Origin of the sequence: Micromonospora sp. WMMD882, from assembly GCF_027497255.1 — a bacterium.
Lineage (GTDB): Bacteria > Actinomycetota > Actinomycetes > Mycobacteriales > Micromonosporaceae > Micromonospora.
In genome coordinates, this window is sequence record NZ_CP114903.1 from 58,856 (window position 1) to 75,187 (window position 16,332).

Sequence of the window (16,332 nt, forward strand, 5' to 3'; positions counted from 1 at the left end):
GCTGGGGGACCACCGGGCGGGTCGGTTGGCGTCCGACCCGCCCGGCGTGGCGTCACTCGGCCGGGGCGAAGAACCGCAGGCTGGGCATGAGCTGCGCCTGCTGCATGGTCACGTCGATCTCCGGCTTGGAGAGGTAGACGTTCTCCTGCGTGACGATCGGCGCGAACCAGGCCTGCTCCACCAGGTGCGTGTTCAGCTCCTGGTAGAGGGCGGCCTGCTGGTCACCCTGGGCCGCCGGGATCTCCCGCAGCAGCCGGGTCACCGTCTCGTCGGTGTACTGGAAGTTGTTCCACAGCGACGTCGGGGTGAGCTTGTTCAGCACGTCCGTCCAGGCGGGGATGTTCGTGGAGAACGACAGCATGAACGCCGGCTGGCTCTTCAGGGTCTCCAGGCCGCCGTTGGCGAAACCGTTGACCGGCACCTGCTCGACCTTGATGCCCACGTCGGAGAGGTACTGCGCGACGATCGGCACCAGCGGGGACATGAAGCCCTCGCTGAACGAGATCTTGATGGTGAAGCCGTTCGGGAAGCCGGCCGCCGCGATCAGCTCCTTGGCCTTGGCCGGGTCGTACGGGTAGCGCTCGTTCAGGGCCGGCACCCACGCCTCGCTGGCCGGGTTGAAGGTCTGCGTGGAGACCTGGCCGAGGCCGCCGTAGTGCGTGTCGAGGATGGCCTTGCGGTCCAGCGCGTGGTTGATCGCCTGCCGCACCCGCACGTCGCCGAGGGCGGGGGAGACCTTGCCGGCCCGGTCCTGGAGGATGACGCCCTGCCACTCACCGGGCACCGTCTGCACGGTGAGCCCGTCCGCCTCGGCCTTCGGCACCATGTCCGGGGTGCCGTACATGAACTGGATCTGGCCGGTGGTGAGCGCGTTGTACCGGGCGGTGAACTCCTCGTACGGCCGGATCACCACGGACTCGAACGGGAACGCGTCCCGGTTCCAGTAGCCCTCCCGGGCGGTGAACGTGTAGCGCACGCCCTTCTCCGAGTTCCCGGCGTCCAGCAGGTACGGCCCGGAGCCGACCGGGGTGGTGGCGATCCCGCCGGCGGCCAGCGCCGTGGGGCTGGCCATGTAACCCAGGTACGTGGCGAGGCCGGCCAGCAGGCCGGGGCTCGGCTCGCTCAGGTGCAGCCTGACGGTGGTCGGGTCGACCACCTCGACGCGTTCGATCGCCCGGGCCGCCTCGGACGCGCTGCCCGCGCCCTTCTTCCGCGCCTCGATGTTGACCTTCACGGCTTCGGCGTCGAAGGCGGTGTCGTCGCTGAAGGTGACGCCCTCGCGCAGTTTCAGGGTGAGCTCGGTGAGGTCGTCGTTGTACTCGTACCCGGTGGCCAGGTTGGGCTCGATGGTCGACTCGGGTGTCTTGCGCAGCAGCGGGTCGTAGACCGCCTCCGCGTAGTGGATGACCGCGCCTTCCTTCATCTCGGCGGGGTCCCAGGTCAGCAGGTCGCCGTTGTTGCCCAGCACGAGCTGGGACGCAGATCCTTCGGCCGCCTCCCCACCACCACCGCTGCAACCGGCGAGGGCGAGAGCGACCGCGGCGAGCGCTGCGGTCAGCGTACGGTTCAGTTTCACCGTGTTCCCTTCTGGTACGGCAAAGCCACCCCCGGTCGGCGTTGCTCGGAAAGCGAGAAATGTCGACTGATCAGGTGTCGGTCGGTCAGGTTGTCGATCGGTCGGTTCGTGGCTGGTCGGTGTTCGGCCGGTAGGGGGTTCGGCTGCTCGGTGCTCGGCTGGCCAGGTTCCGGTCGGGGTCAGGTCAGGCCCAGCTCGTGGCCCATCACCATGGCGGCGGCGCCGCGCAGGACGATGTCGTCGCCCAGGTCGGACAGCCGCAGGACGATGTCGCCGTGCACCTCGGTCAGGGCACGTCGACGGATGGTCTCCATGACCGCCTCGGCCAGCGGCCCCTCCAGCACCCGGCGAGGTCCGCTGAGCACGATCTCCGAGACGTTGAGCGCCGCCACGATCGGCGCGAGGACGATGCCGAGCGACTCGCCCGCGCCGGCGAGCACCCCGTCCCGTTCGGCGTCGGTACGGGCGTGCGAGAGGTCGTCCTGGATGCGTCGGGTCGACAGCCACGTCTCCAGGCAGCCGGCCTTGCCGCAGACGCACTGCCGCTCGCTGGCGACGTCGACCACCACATGGCCGATCTCGCCGGCGGCGAACCGGCTGCCCAGCACGGGGACGCCGTCGAGCAGCAGCCCGGCGCCCACGCCGACGCCGACCCGGATGAGGAGGGTGTCCGCCGCGCTGCGCCCGTAGCTGCGTTCGGCGAGCGCGGTGGCGTTGGCGTCGTTGGCGACGACGACGGGGCAGGAGAACCGCTCGGCCAGCGCCGCCCGGAGGCCGAGATCCTTCCACCCCAGGTTCGGGGCGCTGAGCACGACGCCGGTGACGTCGACGATGCCGGGCGTGCCGACACCCACCCCGAGCAGCGGGGCCGTCACCTGCTCGCGGAGCGCCCCGACGAGGCCGACGACCTTCGCCAGGGCGTCGTCGCCGGCGCTGCCGGCGATCTCGACGTCCTGCCGGGCCACCACCGTGCCGCCGAGGTCGAGCACGGCGCCCCGGTAGAGCGTCGAGTGGCTGAGGTCCAGGGCGATCGTCTGGTGGCCACGCTCGTGGAACTCCAGCATCATGGCCGGCTTTCCGGGGCGGGTACCGGAGCGGACGCCCACCTCGACCACGAGGTCGTCGGCGAGCAGCTCGCCCACCACGTCGGAGACGGAGACCCGGGTCAACCCGGTCCGCCGCGCCAGGTCCGCCCGGCTGTGCGGGCCTTCCCGGTACAGCGTCCGCAGCAGCAGCTCCCGGTTGTGCACCCGGACCTGCTCCGGGCGCACCTTCTCGCCGGAGCGGACCCGGCCGGGGAGACCACGGCGAGCCGGGGTCTCCGGCCCCTCGACTGCGGTCGTCGCCGCCTCATCAGTGCACGTCACCTGGTTAGTACAGGGGGCTAACAAACCCCTGAACAAGACCAGGCCCCGGCTTGTTGCCAAGTCGTGACATTGTTTCGGACCCTCGCGTCCGCGTCGGGAGTCGACGGACAAAACCCCTGGTCACGCCATTGTGCGGGGGTGTGCTCACCCACCGTAGCCACCCGTCGGGGGCGGACGGCGGCCCGACCGGGGGGCCTGACCACCAAAATCTCTATACCGGTCAAGCGAATCTCTTGACCGGTATAGAAAACGGATTTACTGTATCGGTACAGAAGACAGCGCCGGAAGTCAGGAGATCGCCGTGGAAATGCCCGCCGCCTTCGTCACCGCCATGAACGACCTCGACTTCGAGTTCGCCAGCGCCCGACCCGACGCCCCGGTCGTCCCGCACGTCGAGAAGCCGCGCCGGGTCCGGGCCGCGCGCGAGGCGCTGGCCCGGGGCCTGGCCCGCACCGCGGACGCGGTCCGGCCGGCGCGCTCCGCCGTTTGATACGCTCTGATCAGCAGTCCATGACCAGCCGGCGTCCGCCGCCACGTCCGCGTGGCCCGCGCCGCGACAGCGCAGACCATCCGCCGTCGGCGACCCCTTCCGGTCACCGGCGGCGGTCGTAGATCCAAGGACTGGTGGTGACGTGGCGGCCCGGGTGACCCTCCAGACGATCGCCGATCGCGTCGGCGTCAGCCGAATGACCGTGTCGAATGCGTTCTCCAAGCCTGATCAGCTCTCCGCGGCGCTGCGCGAACGCATTCTCGACGCCGCCCGCGAGGTCGGTTACGTCGGCCCCGACCCCGCCGCCCGGGCCCTGGCCAAGGGCACCACCGGAGCGGTCGGCATCGTCCTGACCTCCTCGCTCCGCTTCGCCTTCACCGACCTGGTCGCCACCAGCTTCCTCGGCGCGATCGCCGAGCAGCTCGGCCCGACCGGGCTGGCGCTGACCCTGTTGACGTCGTCCGACGACGGCGCGGTCATCCCCGCGCGGGACGTCGCGATGGACGGCGCGCTGGTCTACTCCTGCGATCCGACCTCCACCGCCGTGCAGTACCTCACCCGTCGCCGGCTGCCCCTGGTCTACGTCGACCAGGACCCGGTCGAGGGCAGTCCCGCCGTCAACGTCGACGACCGCGCCGGCGCGCGGGCCGCCGCGCAGCACCTCCTCGACCTCGGTCACCGGTCGGTCGGGTTGCTGCTGTCCGGTCTGCACGGCCCGCACGGGCTGGTCAGCCCCCAGGACGTCATCCTCGACGGGCACGCCTCCAAGCAGCGCCTGCTGGGCTGGCGCGACGCGCTCGACGCCGCCGGCGTCACCCCGCTGCTGGCCCGCCAGGCCGGGGCCACCCTGGAGCAGGCGAAAGCCGGCGCGCGACTGCTGCTGGACCGTCCCGACCGGCCCACCGCCATCCTCTGCTTCTCCGACGCGATCGCCTACGGCGTCCTGCAGGCCGCCGAGGAGCTCGGCATCCGCGTCCCCGACGAGCTGTCGGTGGTCGGCTTCGACGACAACCCGTTGGCCGTCCAGGTCCGTCCCGCCCTGACCACCGTCCGGCAGGACGTCCAGGCCAAGGGACGGGTGGCGGCGGCGGCCCTCACCCGGGCCATCGAGGACAGCCGCGCCGGGCGGCCGGTCACCGCCGAGCAGGTCCTGCTCCCCGTCGAGCTGGTCGTCCGGGGCAGCAGCGCCCCGCCGCCACCCCGCTGACCGACCGACGCGTCGAGAGCGCCCCCGCGCTCGGCCATGCCTCTCGTCCAGGCTCTCGGCCCTTCTCCCGGTCGGCTCTCGGCCGGGCCCCTACCACGGTCGCTCGGACGCTCCGCCTGACTCTCCGGTCCTGCGGCGCCCGTCCGCCGGTGCCGCCCTCATCCCGCCGGCGGGTATCCCACAGTCGCCCATGTCGTCACCTACCGTGACGAGCCGCCGACACAACCCCACCCCTTCGTTCCCTTTGCTCTGCACCCGTGTACGCGCCGGTCACCAGTGGTTGTTGGTGCGTCCGGGGGTGCAGAGCAAAGGCGGGCCGCCACAGGGTGTGAGGTCTGATCGGTGATCAGAGTTCAACCACTGACCGTGACGGTCGGCTCGTGGGTGACCGGGAAGTCGACCGAGCTGGCGATGAAGCAGCCCTCGTGCGCGTCGTGGTGCAGGGCGACGGCCTTCTCCACCATCGCGGCCGAGGCCACCCGGACCTCGGGGCGCAGCACCACCGACGTGAACCGGCCGCCACCGCCCTGCGTCGACATCGACCCGCGCGCCCGGTCCAGGTAACCGGTGACCACCACGCCGTGCCGGGCGCACAGCGCCAGGTACGACAGCATGTGGCACTGGGCGAGCGAGGCGACCAGCAGTTGCTCCGGATTCCACCGGGCCGGGTCGCCCCGGAACGTCGGATCGGCGCTGCCGGCGATGGGAGCCGGCCCCTCGGCGGTCAACTCGTGCTCCCGGCCGTAGTCGCGGTACCCGCTGGTGCCGGTGCCCCGGTCGCCGGTCCAGGTCACCACCGTCTCGTACGAGTGCAGTCTCGTCATGCCGCGATCCTGCCGTCTCGCCGGGCGCGGGGCCAGCGGCGGGCGCGCATGGGCGCGGCCGTGGGGTGGCGCGGCCGTCGCGGACGGGACGGGTCCCGCCCGCGACGGCCGGCCGGTGGTGGGGGCAGCGGGAGCAGCGGGTCAGCGGTTGCCGGCCAGCAACGCGGCTAGCCGGTCGGCCACGCCCGGCGCGTGCAGGTGCAGCCGGGCCACGTTGACGGTGTCCTGGCCGACCACGGCCAGCAGGGCCTGGTCGGTGACCGCGTAGACGCTCAGGTAGCCGGTGGCGTTACGGACGGTGGACTGCCGGAACGGGCCCTGCCCGAGACTCAGGCCGATCTGGCGGCCCAGGCCGTACGTGCTCGCGGCGAGCGCGGCCAGATCCTCGGGGCGCGCCCCGTCGGGCATGGTGTGGGTGATGAGCAGGCCGTCCACGCCGCCCAGCACGCAACCGGTCACGCCGGGGATCTGGAGCCGCAGCTCGGCCAGCTCGGTGTCGATCGCCGGGTACGGCAGGGAACGGTTCCCGGCCAGGGACGGCGGGAGACGGTCCAGCGGGGGCAGGACGCCGGTCGACCGGTTCCGCCGCGGAAGGGTCCCCTCGCCCGGGACGCCACTGCTCACAGTTCCAGGCTCTCCTCGACGCCGCGCAACTGGTGCCGGGCGAGGGCCAGGTTGGCCCGGCTCTTGCTCAGCATCAGGTACAGGAAGAGGCCCTTGCCGTTGCGGCCGGTCAGCGGCCGGATCACGTGGTACTGCGCGCCGAGCGTGATGAGGATGTCCTCGATCTCGTCGTTGAGGTTGAGCATCTCGATGGTACGGATCTTGGCGCGTACCACGTCGGTGTTGCCGGCGGCGGCCACCGTCAGGTCCAGCTCGGCGGTGCCCCCGGCCACCCCGAGCGTCATGCCGCTGGTGTAGTCCACCAGCGCGACTCCGATCGCCCCCTCGATCTGCATCGCGTTCTTCAGGGCGACGTCAAGGTTCGCCACGAACTTCCCCCCTGTCGGATGAACTGCGTCGTTCGGCACCGTGCGCAGGTGGATCGTCACGATCCGGGCAACACGTGCGAAACATTGGGAAGAGGTTGGCACACTGGTTCGAGGAAAGCACCCGGCGACCTGCCCAACTGCCTGACCAGCCGACGCCGGGCGCCGGCTGGGCGACGAAGAGGTGCCGTCCGGTGGATGGCCGCGCCCGGCCCGATCTGTTAGTGGGCGTCGACTACGCGGACCGCCCGGTCCCGCCCCGGTGGGGCGACTTTCTTCGCCGTTTCGGCCCGCGCCGCGCCGGACGCCTCTACTGTGGAGGCGACCGGCGGCTTCCCGTGATCCGGTGGCGGCCGGCCGCCACACGGTGCACAGTGATCCCATGAGCGACAGCGGACGTGGCAACCACTACTGGTGCACCCGACACCACCGGGTCGAGACCGTGGCCGACGTGTGTCCGGCCAAGTACGTGCTCGGTCCCTACCCCTCAGCCGACGACGCCGCGAACGCCCTGCAGAAGGTGCAGGAGCGCAACGAGGCGTGGGAGGCCGAGGACGCTCGCTGGGCGGGGGAGGACAGATAGGCGGCGCGGGACGTCCGCGCCGAGGAACTCCGGGCTCCACGTGGAGTCCCGCGAGCGGACGTCCCCAAGGAGGAAACGAGATGGCCGTAGCAACCAGGGCCACGACCCGCCCGGCCACCGGCCGTACCACCGCGAAGAAGACCGCCGCGGCGGAGCGGAACACCGGCGCGAGCCGGACGACCCCGGTCCGGAAGTCCACCTCCGCGGCGTCGGGCACGGCAGCGAAGCGGACGACGACGGCGGCGCGGACGGCGTCCCCGGGCCGGCTCGCCAGCACGACGCGGACGGCCGCCGCGACGACCGCGAAGCCGGCTTCCGCGCCGAAGAAGACCGCCACCGCGAAGCAGACCGGTGCGGGCAAGGCTGGTGGCGGCAAGGCCGCTACCGCGAAGAAGACCGCCACGGCGGCGAAGAAGACCGCCGCGACGAAGACCGCTACGGCGAAGAAGACCAGCCCGGCGGCGAAGAAGGCCCCCGCGAAGAAGGCCCCCGCGAAGAAGGCCCCCGCGAAGAAGGCCCCCGCGAAGAAGGCCCCCGCGAAGAAGGCCCCCGCGAAGAAGACGGCCGCGAAGAAAACCGTCGCCGCGAAGAAGACCAGCGTGAAGAAGGCGGTGGCGACGAAGGCCAGCGCGGCGAAGAAGACGGTGGCGAAGAAGAGCGGCGCGGCGAAGAAGGCCGTCGCGAAGAAGGCCGTCGCGAAGAAGGCGGCGGCCCGACCCGGCAGTCGGAAGGCCACGGCGGCGAAGTCCACCCCGGGTGGCCGCAAGGCCGCCTCGACCCGGCCGACCAAAGCCTCGTCCAGCGCCACGCAGCCGGCCGCGCGCGCCACGAAAGCCGCCTCCACCGGCACCGGCCGGGCCGGCACGTCGACCGCCGCCACCAAGCGGAGCACGGCAGCCCGCAAGACCGCCGGCCGGAAGGCCGCCGCCGGCCGGACCACGGTCGAGCCGCCGGCCGTCCGGGCCCGCGCGGCAGGCGGCGGCAAGCGAGGGGTACGGGGCTGAGCGGCCCGGTTCCCGTCGGGGACCGGGCCGTCGCCGGTCGACCCGGTCCCCGACGACCGTCCGGTGACCGCGCGCAACGGGCGGCGCGCTGCCAGGATTGACCGCGTGGTCCTCCGACGCGTACTCGCACCCCGCATCGACTTCGGCGCGCTCCGGCAGGAGCTGGGGCTGCCCGACCGGTTCCCGCCCGAGGCGCAGCGCGAGGCGGACGGGGCGGCGGCGCGCCCGCTGCCCGCGTACGCCGACCGCAGGGACGTCCCGCTGGTCACCCTCGACCCGGCCGCCTCCCGTGACCTGGACCAGGCGATGTGCCTGACCCGGCGGGCCGGCGGCGGCTACCGGGTGCGGTACGCGATCGCCGACGTCGCCACCCACGTCCGGCCCGGTGGCGCGTTGGAGGCGGAGACCTGGCGGCGTGGGCAGACCGTCTACCTGCCCGACGGCAACGTGCCGCTGCACCCCGAGACGCTCAGCGAGGGCGCGGCGAGCCTGCTGCCCGACGTCGACCGGGCGGCCGTGCTGTGGACCATCGACCTGGACGCCGACGCGGCCACCGTCGGCGTCCACCTGGAACGGGCCGTGGTCCGCAGCCGCGCCAAACTCGACTACGCCGGCGTCCAGGCCGACGCCGACGCCGGCCGGCTGGCCGAGCCGATCGCGCTCCTGCCCGAGCTGGGCGCGCTGCTGACGGCCCGGGGCCTGCGCCGGGGCGCGATCAACCTGCCGCTGCCGGAGCAGGACGTCGAACCCGACGGGGACGGCTGGCGACTGGTGCTGCGCGGGCCGGCGCCGATGGAGGAGCACAACGCCCAGATCTCCCTGCTCACCGGGATGGCCGCCGCCGACCTCATGCTCGCCGGCCGGATCGGACTGCTGCGCGCCATGCCCGCCCCGAAACCGGAGGCGGTGGCCCGGCTGCGCGCGGTCGCCGTACCGCTGGGGGTGAACTGGCCGGACGGCCTGGGCGTCGGCGAGGTGCTGGCCCGGCTCGACCCGACGCGGCCCCGGGCGGCGGCGTTCGTGGACGCCGCCGCCGAGCTGATGCGCGGGGCCGGGTACACCGCGTTCGACGGCGACCCGCCGGCGGAGCCGGGGCACGGCGGGGTGGCCGCCGCGTACGCGCACGTCACCGCGCCGCTGCGCCGGCTCGCCGACCGGTACGCCACCGAGGTCTGCCTGGCCCTGCACGAGGACCGTCCGGTGCCGGAGTGGGCCCGCGCGGCGTTGCCGAAGCTGCCGCAGACGATGGCCGTCACCGACCGGGCCGCCGGAGCGGCCGGCCGGGGCGCGATCGAGCTCGCCGAGGCGGTGCTGCTGGAGCACCGGGTGGGGGAGACGTTCGAGGCGGCCGTGGTCGACGTGGACGCGCCGCCGACCCGGCCGGGCCGGGCGCCGGGCGGCACGGTCGCCCTGGACGCGCCGCCGGTGCGTGCCAGGTGCGCCGGTGAGCTGCCGCTCGGCGAGCGGGTCACCGTCCGGCTGGTCACCGCCGACCCGACCACCCGGACGGTCGCCTTCGCCCGCGCCTGACGCCGCTGCGCCGCTGCGGTGTCAGGAAGAGCACGGCGCAGAAGAAGGCCACCACGCCGAAGCGGAGCACGGCGGCCACGACGGTGAAGCGGGCTGCCTCGGGCGTCGGCGGGCCGCCGGACCGGCCAGCCGGACCGGGCGGGCGAATCCCTCCTGACGGCGGGCCGTCCTGCCGCAAGCCGGCCATCCCGCCGGGGTGGCGGTGATCCGTGGGCTGGCCGCCGCGGCCCTCGCCGACCACAGCGATTCCGACATAACTGTTTATTTCGGTTCTGCTGCATGCGCCCACCATCGTCGTTACGCGCGCCCCGCGCCAAGCGCCGGACTTACCAGCGGGTGATGATCCGACTACGGTGAGGATTATCCAGAAAGAGAAGGAAGGGACGTCATGCCGTTGTCGCTAGCGGATTTCGCCGCGCTCGGGGACACGCCGATCACCATCAAATCGTGGTTCTTTCCGAATGTGTATCTGCGCATGGACGGCGCCGAGGTGACGAGCTTCAGCGGGTCTGGCAGTGGGACGGTCAACTGCCAGTTCGGCGCGGGGCCCCTGGAGAAATACCGGCTCCACCGGCACGCGGACGGCTCATTTTCCTTCGAGTCGGTGACCTGGCCAAACGTGTACCTGCGCATGGATGGCGCCGGGTTGGTGCCCGGGGGGTCCGGCGGTGGGACGGTCAACTGCCAGTTCGGCGCGGACACCCACGAAAAGTTCAAGCTTTTCCCGCAGTCGGGCGATTCGTTCTCCTTCGAGTCGGCGACGGTCTTTCCGGGTGTGTTCCTGCGCATGGTCGCCGACCGGGTGACCGCTGCCACCAACGAGGGCGGCGGGATAGCCAACTGTCAGTACCTTGAGGACGCCACCAGGTTCGGCCCCAACGGCGGCGCCCACGAAAGGTTCATTCTCGACGTGGCCAACTAGCCGCGGTTCCGACAGGGTGGTGGGCCGTCCTGGTCGGGACCTGGACCACCACCAGGTCGCGGCTGGACCGGCTGGCAGCGGTTCAGCGCCCGGCCCCTTCCTCGCGTCGTGCGAGGATGAGGGGATGGGATACGACGCCAGCGCGCTGCCCGACGTGTCCGGGCTGACCGTGGGCATCATCGGCGGCACCGGAGACCAGGGGCGGGGGCTCGCCTACCGGTTCGCCCGGGCCGGGCACACCGTGCTGATCGGCTCCCGGTCGGCCGGGCGGGCGCAGGAGTCGGCGCGGGAGATCGCCGCGCTGCCCGGCGTGGCGGCCGGCGCCACCGTCCGGGGGGCCGACAACGAGGAGGTCGCCCGGGGCAGCGACGTGGTGATCGTCGCGGTGCCGTGGGCCGGGCACGCCGCCACCGTCGCCGCCCTCGCCGGGCCGCTGGCCGGCCGGATCGTGGTGGACTGCGTGAACCCGCTCGGCTTCGACAAGCAGGGCCCGTACGCGCTGCCGGTGGAGGAGGGCAGCGCCGCGCAGCAGGCCGCCGCGCTGCTGCCGGACTCCCGGGTGTGCGCCGCGTTCAACCACGTCAGCGCGCCGCTGCTGGCCGACCCGGAGATCGACCGGATCGACCTGGACGTGCTGATCTGCGCCGAGGACCGGGAGGCCGCCGGAGTGGTCGCCGCGCTGGCCGCCCGGATCCCCGGCATGCGGGGCATCTACGCCGGACGGCTGCGCAACGCCCACCAGATCGAGGCGTTCACCGCCAACCTGATCGCCATCAACCGGCGGTACAAGGCGCACGCCGGGATCCGGGTCACCGACGTGTGAGCCGACGCGCGGCGCGGCCGGTGGCCGGGCCGCGGCGGCGCGACGCGGTCGGAACGCGTGTCGCGCCGCCGGGCGTACGTCAGAAGGTGTGCCCGGCGGCGGGGAACTCGCCGGCGCGTACCTCGTCGGCGAAGCGGCGGGTCGCGTCGGTCAGCACCCCGGCCAGGTCGGCGTAGCGCTTGACGAAGCGGGGCGCCTTCCCGCCGCGCAGGCCGGCCATGTCCTGCCAGACCAGCACCTGCGCGTCGGTGTCCGGGCCCGCGCCGATGCCCACGGTCGGGATGGTCAGCTCGCCGGTCACCCGCTTGGCCACCTCGCCCGGCACCATCTCCAGCACCACCGCGAACGCGCCCGCCCCGGCCACCGCCCGGGCGTCGGCCAGCACGTCGTCGGCGGCCCCGCCGCGCCCCTGCACCCGGTACCCGCCGATGGTGTGCTCGGACTGCGGGGTGAACCCGACGTGCGCCATCACCGGGATGCCCGCGTCGGTGATCGCCCGGATCTGCGGGGCGCAGCGCCGGCCGCCCTCCAGCTTCACCGCGTGGCAGCCGCCCTCCTTCATGAACCGCACCGCCGTGCGCAGCGCCTGCGTCGGCCCCTCCTCGTACGAGCCGAACGGCAGGTCCGCGACGACCAGCGGATGCCGGGTGGCCCGGACCACCGCGCGGACCAGCGGCAGCAGATCGTCGACGGTGACCGGCAGGGTGGTCTCGTACCCGAAGACGTTGTTCGCCGCCGAGTCGCCGACCAGCAGCACCGGGATGCCCGCCTGGTCGAAGATCGCGGCCGTGTACTGGTCGTACGCGGTCAGCATGGGCCACCGCTCGCCGCGTTCCTTGGCGGCCAGCAGGTCCCGGGTCCGGACCCGCCGGGTCGCCGGACCACCGTAGAGCGCGGTCACCTCTGCGTCGGACATGTTCGCTCCTCTCCTCGAGGCCGCGTCCGCGGTCCCCGGGTCGGTTGCGATCGTCCCACCGTCGCCGGGCGCCCCGGCAGGGCGCAGTGCAGGATGTCACAGCCGCCTACGGCGGGCCGCTCAGCTCCGTTCGCGCCAGCGGTTGGTGATCGGCAGCCGGCGGTCCCGGCCGAACGCCTTCATCGAGATCTTCGTGCCCGGGGCGGACTGCCGGCGCTTGTACTCGGCGGTGTCCACCATCCGCAGGACCCGGTCCACGTCCGCCGCGTCGTGCCCGGCCCCGACCAGACCGTCCCGGCCCAGGTCGCCGTCGACGTAGCCGATCAGGATCGGGTCGAGCACCGCGTAGTCGGGCAGCGTGTCGCTGTCGAGCTGGCCGGGGCTCAGCTCCGCGCTCGGCGGCTTGCCGATCGAGTTCTCCGGGATCGGCGGCGTCCCGCCCCGGCGGGCGGCGTCCGCGTTGCGCCACTTCGCCAGCCGCCACACCAGGGTCTTCCAGACGTCCTTGATCGGGTTGTAGCCGCCCACCGAGTCGCCGTAGAGGGTGGAGTAGCCCACCGCCAGCTCGCTCTTGTTGCCGGTGGTGAGGACCAGGTGCCCCTCCTGGTTCGACAACGCCATCAGGATCACCCCCCGGACCCGGGCCTGGAGGTTCTCCACGGTCACCCCGGACAGTGACATGTTCGCCAGGAAGGTGTCCACCATCGGCTGGATCGGCTCGACCCGGTAGTCCAGGCCGGTCCGCTTGGCCAGGTCGGCGGCGTCGGACCGGGAGTGCTCCGAGGAGTGCTGGCTGGGCAGGGAGACCCCGACCACCCGCTGCGGGCCGAGCGCGTCGACCGCGATCGCCGCCACCACCGCCGAGTCGATGCCGCCGGAGAGGCCCAGCACCACCGAGGGGAACCGGTTCTTGTCGACGTAGTCGCGCAGCCCCAGCACCAGGGCCTGCCACACCTCGGCCTCCTCGGCGGCCGGCTCGACGATCCCGCCGACGGCGGCCGGGCCGGCCGGGGCGGGGACGTCACCGCCGACCCGGACCCGGCGGACCCGCATCCCGTCGGCCAGCTCACCGGCCTCGGGGGCGTCCGCGTCGGCCGCCCCCGGCAGGTCGAGGTCGTGCAGCAGCAGGTGCTCGACGAACTGCGGGGCCCGGGCGAGCAGCGTGCCGTCGGCGGCCACCACCATCGAGTCGCCCTCGAAGACCAGCTCGTCCTGCCCGCCGATCATGTTCACGTACGCGATGGCCGCCCCGGCCTCGACGGCCCGCCGGCTGACCAGCGGCCGTCGTACGTCGTCCTTGTTCAGCTCGTACGGCGAGCCGTTGATGGTGACGACCAGCCCGACCCCGGCCTGCCGGGCCACCGCGAACGGGCCCCCGGCCTGCCAGAGGTCCTCGCAGATGGTCAACGCCACGTCCACCCCGCCGACCCGGACCACGGTCAGGGTGTCCCCGGGCACGAAGTAGCGGTCCTCGTCGAAGACGCCGTAGTTGGGCAGGTGGTGCTTGAAGTAGGTGGCCGCGACCCTCCCGCCGTGCAGCAGCGCGGCGGCGTTGCGCGCCCCCCGGCCCGGCTCGGCGTCCGCGCTGACCTGCGGCGGCCCGTCGGCGTCCAGGTAGCCGACCACCACCGGCAGGTCACCGAGGCCGTCGGCGGCCAGGTCGGCGGCGAGCCGGTCCAGCGCGGCCCGCGACGCGGCCACGAACGACCGCCGGAAGACCAGGTCCTCCACCGGGTAGCCGGTCAGCGCCATTTCCGGGAACGCGACCAGGTGGGCGCCGGCGTCCGCCGCCTGCCGGGTCCACCGGCGGACCAGCTCGGCGTTGCCGGCCAGATCGCCGACCGTGGGGTTGACCTGGGCGAGGGCGAGGCGCAGGGTGGGCATGTCCTCATCTTGCCCCAGCCGGGCCGCCTCGACACGGCGGGCCGGCGACCGGCAGGTCCGTCGGGTGGTCGGGGGCGGTCCCGGTGGGCGGGGCCGTCGGGGGCTGCGCCACACTGCCAGTGGAGACGGTGTCGGGACGCGGCCCCAGCGTGGGACACGACAGGACGCCGGCTCTCCGGTCGCGTAACGTCTGCGTAACGAGGTCGGTGAAGACTGGTCGGTCAGTCCGGGTCGGTGTCAATCCGACGACCGGCGGAGATGGTACGAGGGGTGGCAGTGGACCGTCAGCAGGAGTTCGTCCTCCGTACGCTGGAAGAGCGGGACATCCGTTTCGTCCGGCTGTGGTTCACCGACGTGCTCGGCACGCTCAAGAGCGTGTCGGTGGCCCCGGCCGAGCTGGAGGCCGCCTTCGAGGAGGGCATCGGGTTCGACGGCTCGGCGATCGAGGGCTTCGCCCGGGTCTTCGAGTCCGACATGGTGGCCATGCCCGACCCGACCACCTTCCAGGTGTTCCCGTTCGAGGGCGGGGTCAGCGGCGAGAGCGCCCGGATGTTCTGCGACATCCTGCTCCCCGACGGCAGCCCCTCCTGGGCCGATCCGCGGCACGTGCTGCGCCGGATGCTCTCCAAGGCCGCCGACAAGGGCTTCACCTTCTACACCCACCCCGAGATCGAGTTCTTCCTGCTGGAGAACGGCCCGCAGGACGGCTCGGTGCCCGTCCCGGTCGACACCGGCGGCTACTTCGAGCACACCACGCACGCCGTCGCCCGGGACTTCCGCCGGCAGGCGGTGCTGTCGCTGGAGCGGATCGGCATCTCGGTGGAGTTCAGCCACCACGAGGTGGCCCCCGGCCAGCAGGAGATCGACCTGCGCTACGCCGACGCGCTGACCACCGCCGACAACATCATGACCTTCCGGCACGTGGTCAAGGAGGTCGCGCTCTCCACCGGGGTGCAGGCCACCTTCATGCCGAAGCCGTTCACCGACCAGCCGGGCAGCGGCATGCACACCCACCTGTCGCTGTTCGAGGGGGAACGCAACGCCTTCCACGACTCCGACGACCCGATGAAGCTCTCCAAGGTCGCCAAGTCGTTCATCGCCGGGCTGCTCACCCACGCCCGCGAGTACACCGCCGTCACCAACCAGTGGGTCAACTCGTACAAGCGGCTCTTCCCGCAGGCCCTGCCGGACCGGATCACCGAGAGCCCCGCGTACGTCTGCTGGGGGCACCTCAACCGGTCCGCGCTGGTCCGCGTCCCCGCGTACGGCAAGCCGAACTCGGCCCGGGTGGAGGTCCGGTCGCTGGACTCGGCGACCAACCCGTACCTCGCCTTCGCGGTGCTGCTCGGGGCCGGGCTCAAGGGCATCGAGGAGGGCTACGAGCTGCCGCCGGGCGCCGAGGACGACGTGTGGGCGCTGTCCAACGCCGAGCGCCGGGCGATGGGCTACGAGGCCCTCCCGGAGAACCTGTCCGAGGCGATCGACGTGATGGCCGGCTCGGAGCTGGTCGCCGAGGTGCTCGGCGAGCACGTCTTCGACTTCTTCCTCCGCAACAAGCGCTCCGAGTGGGAGCAGTACCGCCGCGAGGTCACCCCGTACGAGCGGCAGCGGTACCTCTCCCTCTGACGTGGGTTGCCGGCTGCCGCTATCGTCTCGACCACGTTGCCGGCGTCCCTGACCGGCACACCCCCGTGGGAGGCAGTCGGTGCTGGAGGATCTGTTCACCGGAGCGGTGCAGAGCGTCGTGTTCGGAATCGTCGGGGTCGCCCTGATGGCGGCCGGGTTCGCGCTGGTCGACGTGTTGACACCCGGCCGCCTGCGGGACCTGATCTGGGCGCGCCGCAACGGCAACGCGGCGCTGCTGCTGGCCGCCAACCAGCTCGGCATCGCCGCGATCGTGTTCACCGCGATCTTCACCAGCTATGACGACTTCGGCCGGGGTCTCGCCTCCACGGTGGTCTTCGGGCTGGTCGGCCTGCTGATCATGGGATTGGCCTTCGTGGTGCTCGACCTGCTCACCCCCGGCAAGCTCGGTGAGATCATCTGCGCCGACGAGCCGCACCCGGCCGGCAGGGTCAGCGCCGCCACCCACTTCGGCGCCGCCCTGATCGTCTGCGCCTGCATCGCCTGACCGCCCACCCCACCCCGCCCCGCGCCGCCCGCCGGCCGGCAGATCTTGGACACTTACCGTCGTATGTGGACGGTAAGTGTCCAAGA

Annotated in this window: 16 protein-coding genes; 9 read left to right on the forward strand and 7 right to left on the reverse strand. The window is 72.6% G+C overall.

The features are described 5' to 3' along the window. Positions 1–52: 52 nt before the first annotated feature. Entirely contained in the window at positions 53–1,576 is a 1,524-nt protein-coding gene (locus tag O7606_RS00280) for an ABC transporter substrate-binding protein (protein WP_281596954.1), read from the reverse strand. Between the two features lie 179 nt (positions 1,577–1,755). Further along, positions 1,756–2,943, reverse strand: coding sequence for an ROK family transcriptional regulator (locus O7606_RS00285; RefSeq protein WP_281596955.1), 1,188 nt, complete (start codon positions 2,941–2,943; stop codon positions 1,756–1,758). A 301-nt stretch (positions 2,944–3,244) separates the two neighbouring features. Between O7606_RS00285 and O7606_RS00290 the strand changes: the two genes are divergently transcribed. Beyond that, positions 3,245–3,433, forward strand: coding sequence for a hypothetical protein (locus O7606_RS00290; RefSeq protein ID WP_281596956.1), 189 nt, complete (start codon positions 3,245–3,247; stop codon positions 3,431–3,433). A 154-nt stretch (positions 3,434–3,587) separates the two neighbouring features. Next, entirely contained in the window at positions 3,588–4,640 is a 1,053-nt protein-coding gene (locus O7606_RS00295) for a LacI family DNA-binding transcriptional regulator (RefSeq protein WP_281599410.1), read from the forward strand. Positions 4,641–4,993: 353 nt separating this feature from the next. On the opposite strand, the gene O7606_RS00300 is transcribed toward O7606_RS00295, so the two are convergent. From O7606_RS00300 to O7606_RS00310, 3 genes are all read right to left on the reverse strand, one after another. Beyond that, a complete protein-coding gene (locus tag O7606_RS00300; RefSeq protein ID WP_281596957.1) occupies positions 4,994–5,464 on the reverse strand; it encodes an OsmC family protein in 471 nt (156 codons plus the stop codon). 141 nt (positions 5,465–5,605) lie between these two features. Then, entirely contained in the window at positions 5,606–6,088 is a 483-nt protein-coding gene (locus O7606_RS00305) for a roadblock/LC7 domain-containing protein (RefSeq protein ID WP_281596958.1), read from the reverse strand. After that, on the reverse strand, positions 6,085–6,456 hold the full coding sequence (locus O7606_RS00310) for a hypothetical protein (protein WP_281596959.1): 372 nt from the start codon (positions 6,454–6,456) through the stop codon (positions 6,085–6,087). Before O7606_RS00310 ends, O7606_RS00305 begins: the two co-directional genes overlap by 4 nt. A 379-nt stretch (positions 6,457–6,835) precedes the next feature. Here O7606_RS00310 and O7606_RS00315 point away from each other — a divergent pair, with 379 nt between their 5' ends. The 5 genes from O7606_RS00315 to npdG all read left to right on the forward strand — a co-directional run bounded on the left by O7606_RS00315 (position 6,836) and on the right by npdG (position 11,315). Then, on the forward strand, positions 6,836–7,036 hold the full coding sequence (locus tag O7606_RS00315) for a hypothetical protein (RefSeq protein WP_281596960.1): 201 nt from the start codon (positions 6,836–6,838) through the stop codon (positions 7,034–7,036). A gap of 80 nt (positions 7,037–7,116) precedes the next feature. Next, entirely contained in the window at positions 7,117–8,040 is a 924-nt protein-coding gene (locus O7606_RS00320) for a histone (RefSeq protein WP_281596961.1), read from the forward strand. Between the two features lie 105 nt (positions 8,041–8,145). After that, the gene (locus O7606_RS00325; RefSeq protein WP_281596962.1) at positions 8,146–9,570 is read left to right on the forward strand and encodes an RNB domain-containing ribonuclease; all 1,425 of its coding nucleotides are present in this window, start codon (positions 8,146–8,148) and stop codon (positions 9,568–9,570) included. A gap of 388 nt (positions 9,571–9,958) precedes the next feature. Further along, positions 9,959–10,492 (forward strand): hypothetical protein, encoded by a 534-nt coding sequence (locus O7606_RS00330; protein WP_281596964.1) that lies wholly within the window; start codon positions 9,959–9,961, stop codon positions 10,490–10,492. A 124-nt stretch (positions 10,493–10,616) separates the two neighbouring features. Next, positions 10,617–11,315, forward strand: a complete 699-nt coding sequence (gene npdG, locus O7606_RS00335; RefSeq protein WP_281596965.1) for an NADPH-dependent F420 reductase — start codon at positions 10,617–10,619, stop codon at positions 11,313–11,315. A 79-nt stretch (positions 11,316–11,394) separates the two neighbouring features. Here the strand turns inward: npdG and panB are convergent, their stop codons facing one another. Beyond that, positions 11,395–12,231, reverse strand: coding sequence for a 3-methyl-2-oxobutanoate hydroxymethyltransferase (panB, locus tag O7606_RS00340; protein WP_281596966.1), 837 nt, complete (start codon positions 12,229–12,231; stop codon positions 11,395–11,397). Positions 12,232–12,351: 120 nt separating this feature from the next. Then, entirely contained in the window at positions 12,352–14,115 is a 1,764-nt protein-coding gene (locus O7606_RS00345; RefSeq protein WP_281596967.1) for an NAD+ synthase, read from the reverse strand. A 276-nt stretch (positions 14,116–14,391) separates the two neighbouring features. Here O7606_RS00345 and glnA point away from each other — a divergent pair, with 276 nt between their 5' ends. Next, on the forward strand, positions 14,392–15,741 hold the full coding sequence (gene glnA, locus O7606_RS00350; RefSeq protein ID WP_281599411.1) for a type I glutamate--ammonia ligase: 1,350 nt from the start codon (positions 14,392–14,394) through the stop codon (positions 15,739–15,741). A gap of 79 nt (positions 15,742–15,820) precedes the next feature. Next, positions 15,821–16,246: a DUF350 domain-containing protein gene (locus O7606_RS00355; protein WP_281596968.1), complete on the forward strand. Its 426-nt coding sequence runs from the start codon at positions 15,821–15,823 to the stop codon at positions 16,244–16,246. Positions 16,247–16,332 lie beyond the last annotated feature (86 nt).

What these genes read in the sequence shown, in the direction of transcription:
- O7606_RS00300 (WP_281596957.1), bottom strand. Translation starts at nt 5,464, where the DNA reads ATGACGAGACTGCACTCGTACGAGACGGTGGTGACCTGGACCGGCGAC.
- O7606_RS00315 (WP_281596960.1), top strand. Translation starts at nt 6,836, where the DNA reads ATGAGCGACAGCGGACGTGGCAACCACTACTGGTGCACCCGACACCAC.
- O7606_RS00320 (WP_281596961.1), top strand. Translation starts at nt 7,117, where the DNA reads ATGGCCGTAGCAACCAGGGCCACGACCCGCCCGGCCACCGGCCGTACC.
- O7606_RS00330 (WP_281596964.1), top strand. Translation starts at nt 9,959, where the DNA reads ATGCCGTTGTCGCTAGCGGATTTCGCCGCGCTCGGGGACACGCCGATC.
- npdG (WP_281596965.1), top strand. Translation starts at nt 10,617, where the DNA reads ATGGGATACGACGCCAGCGCGCTGCCCGACGTGTCCGGGCTGACCGTG.
- panB (WP_281596966.1), bottom strand. Translation starts at nt 12,231, where the DNA reads ATGTCCGACGCAGAGGTGACCGCGCTCTACGGTGGTCCGGCGACCCGG.
- O7606_RS00345 (WP_281596967.1), bottom strand. Translation starts at nt 14,115, where the DNA reads ATGCCCACCCTGCGCCTCGCCCTCGCCCAGGTCAACCCCACGGTCGGC.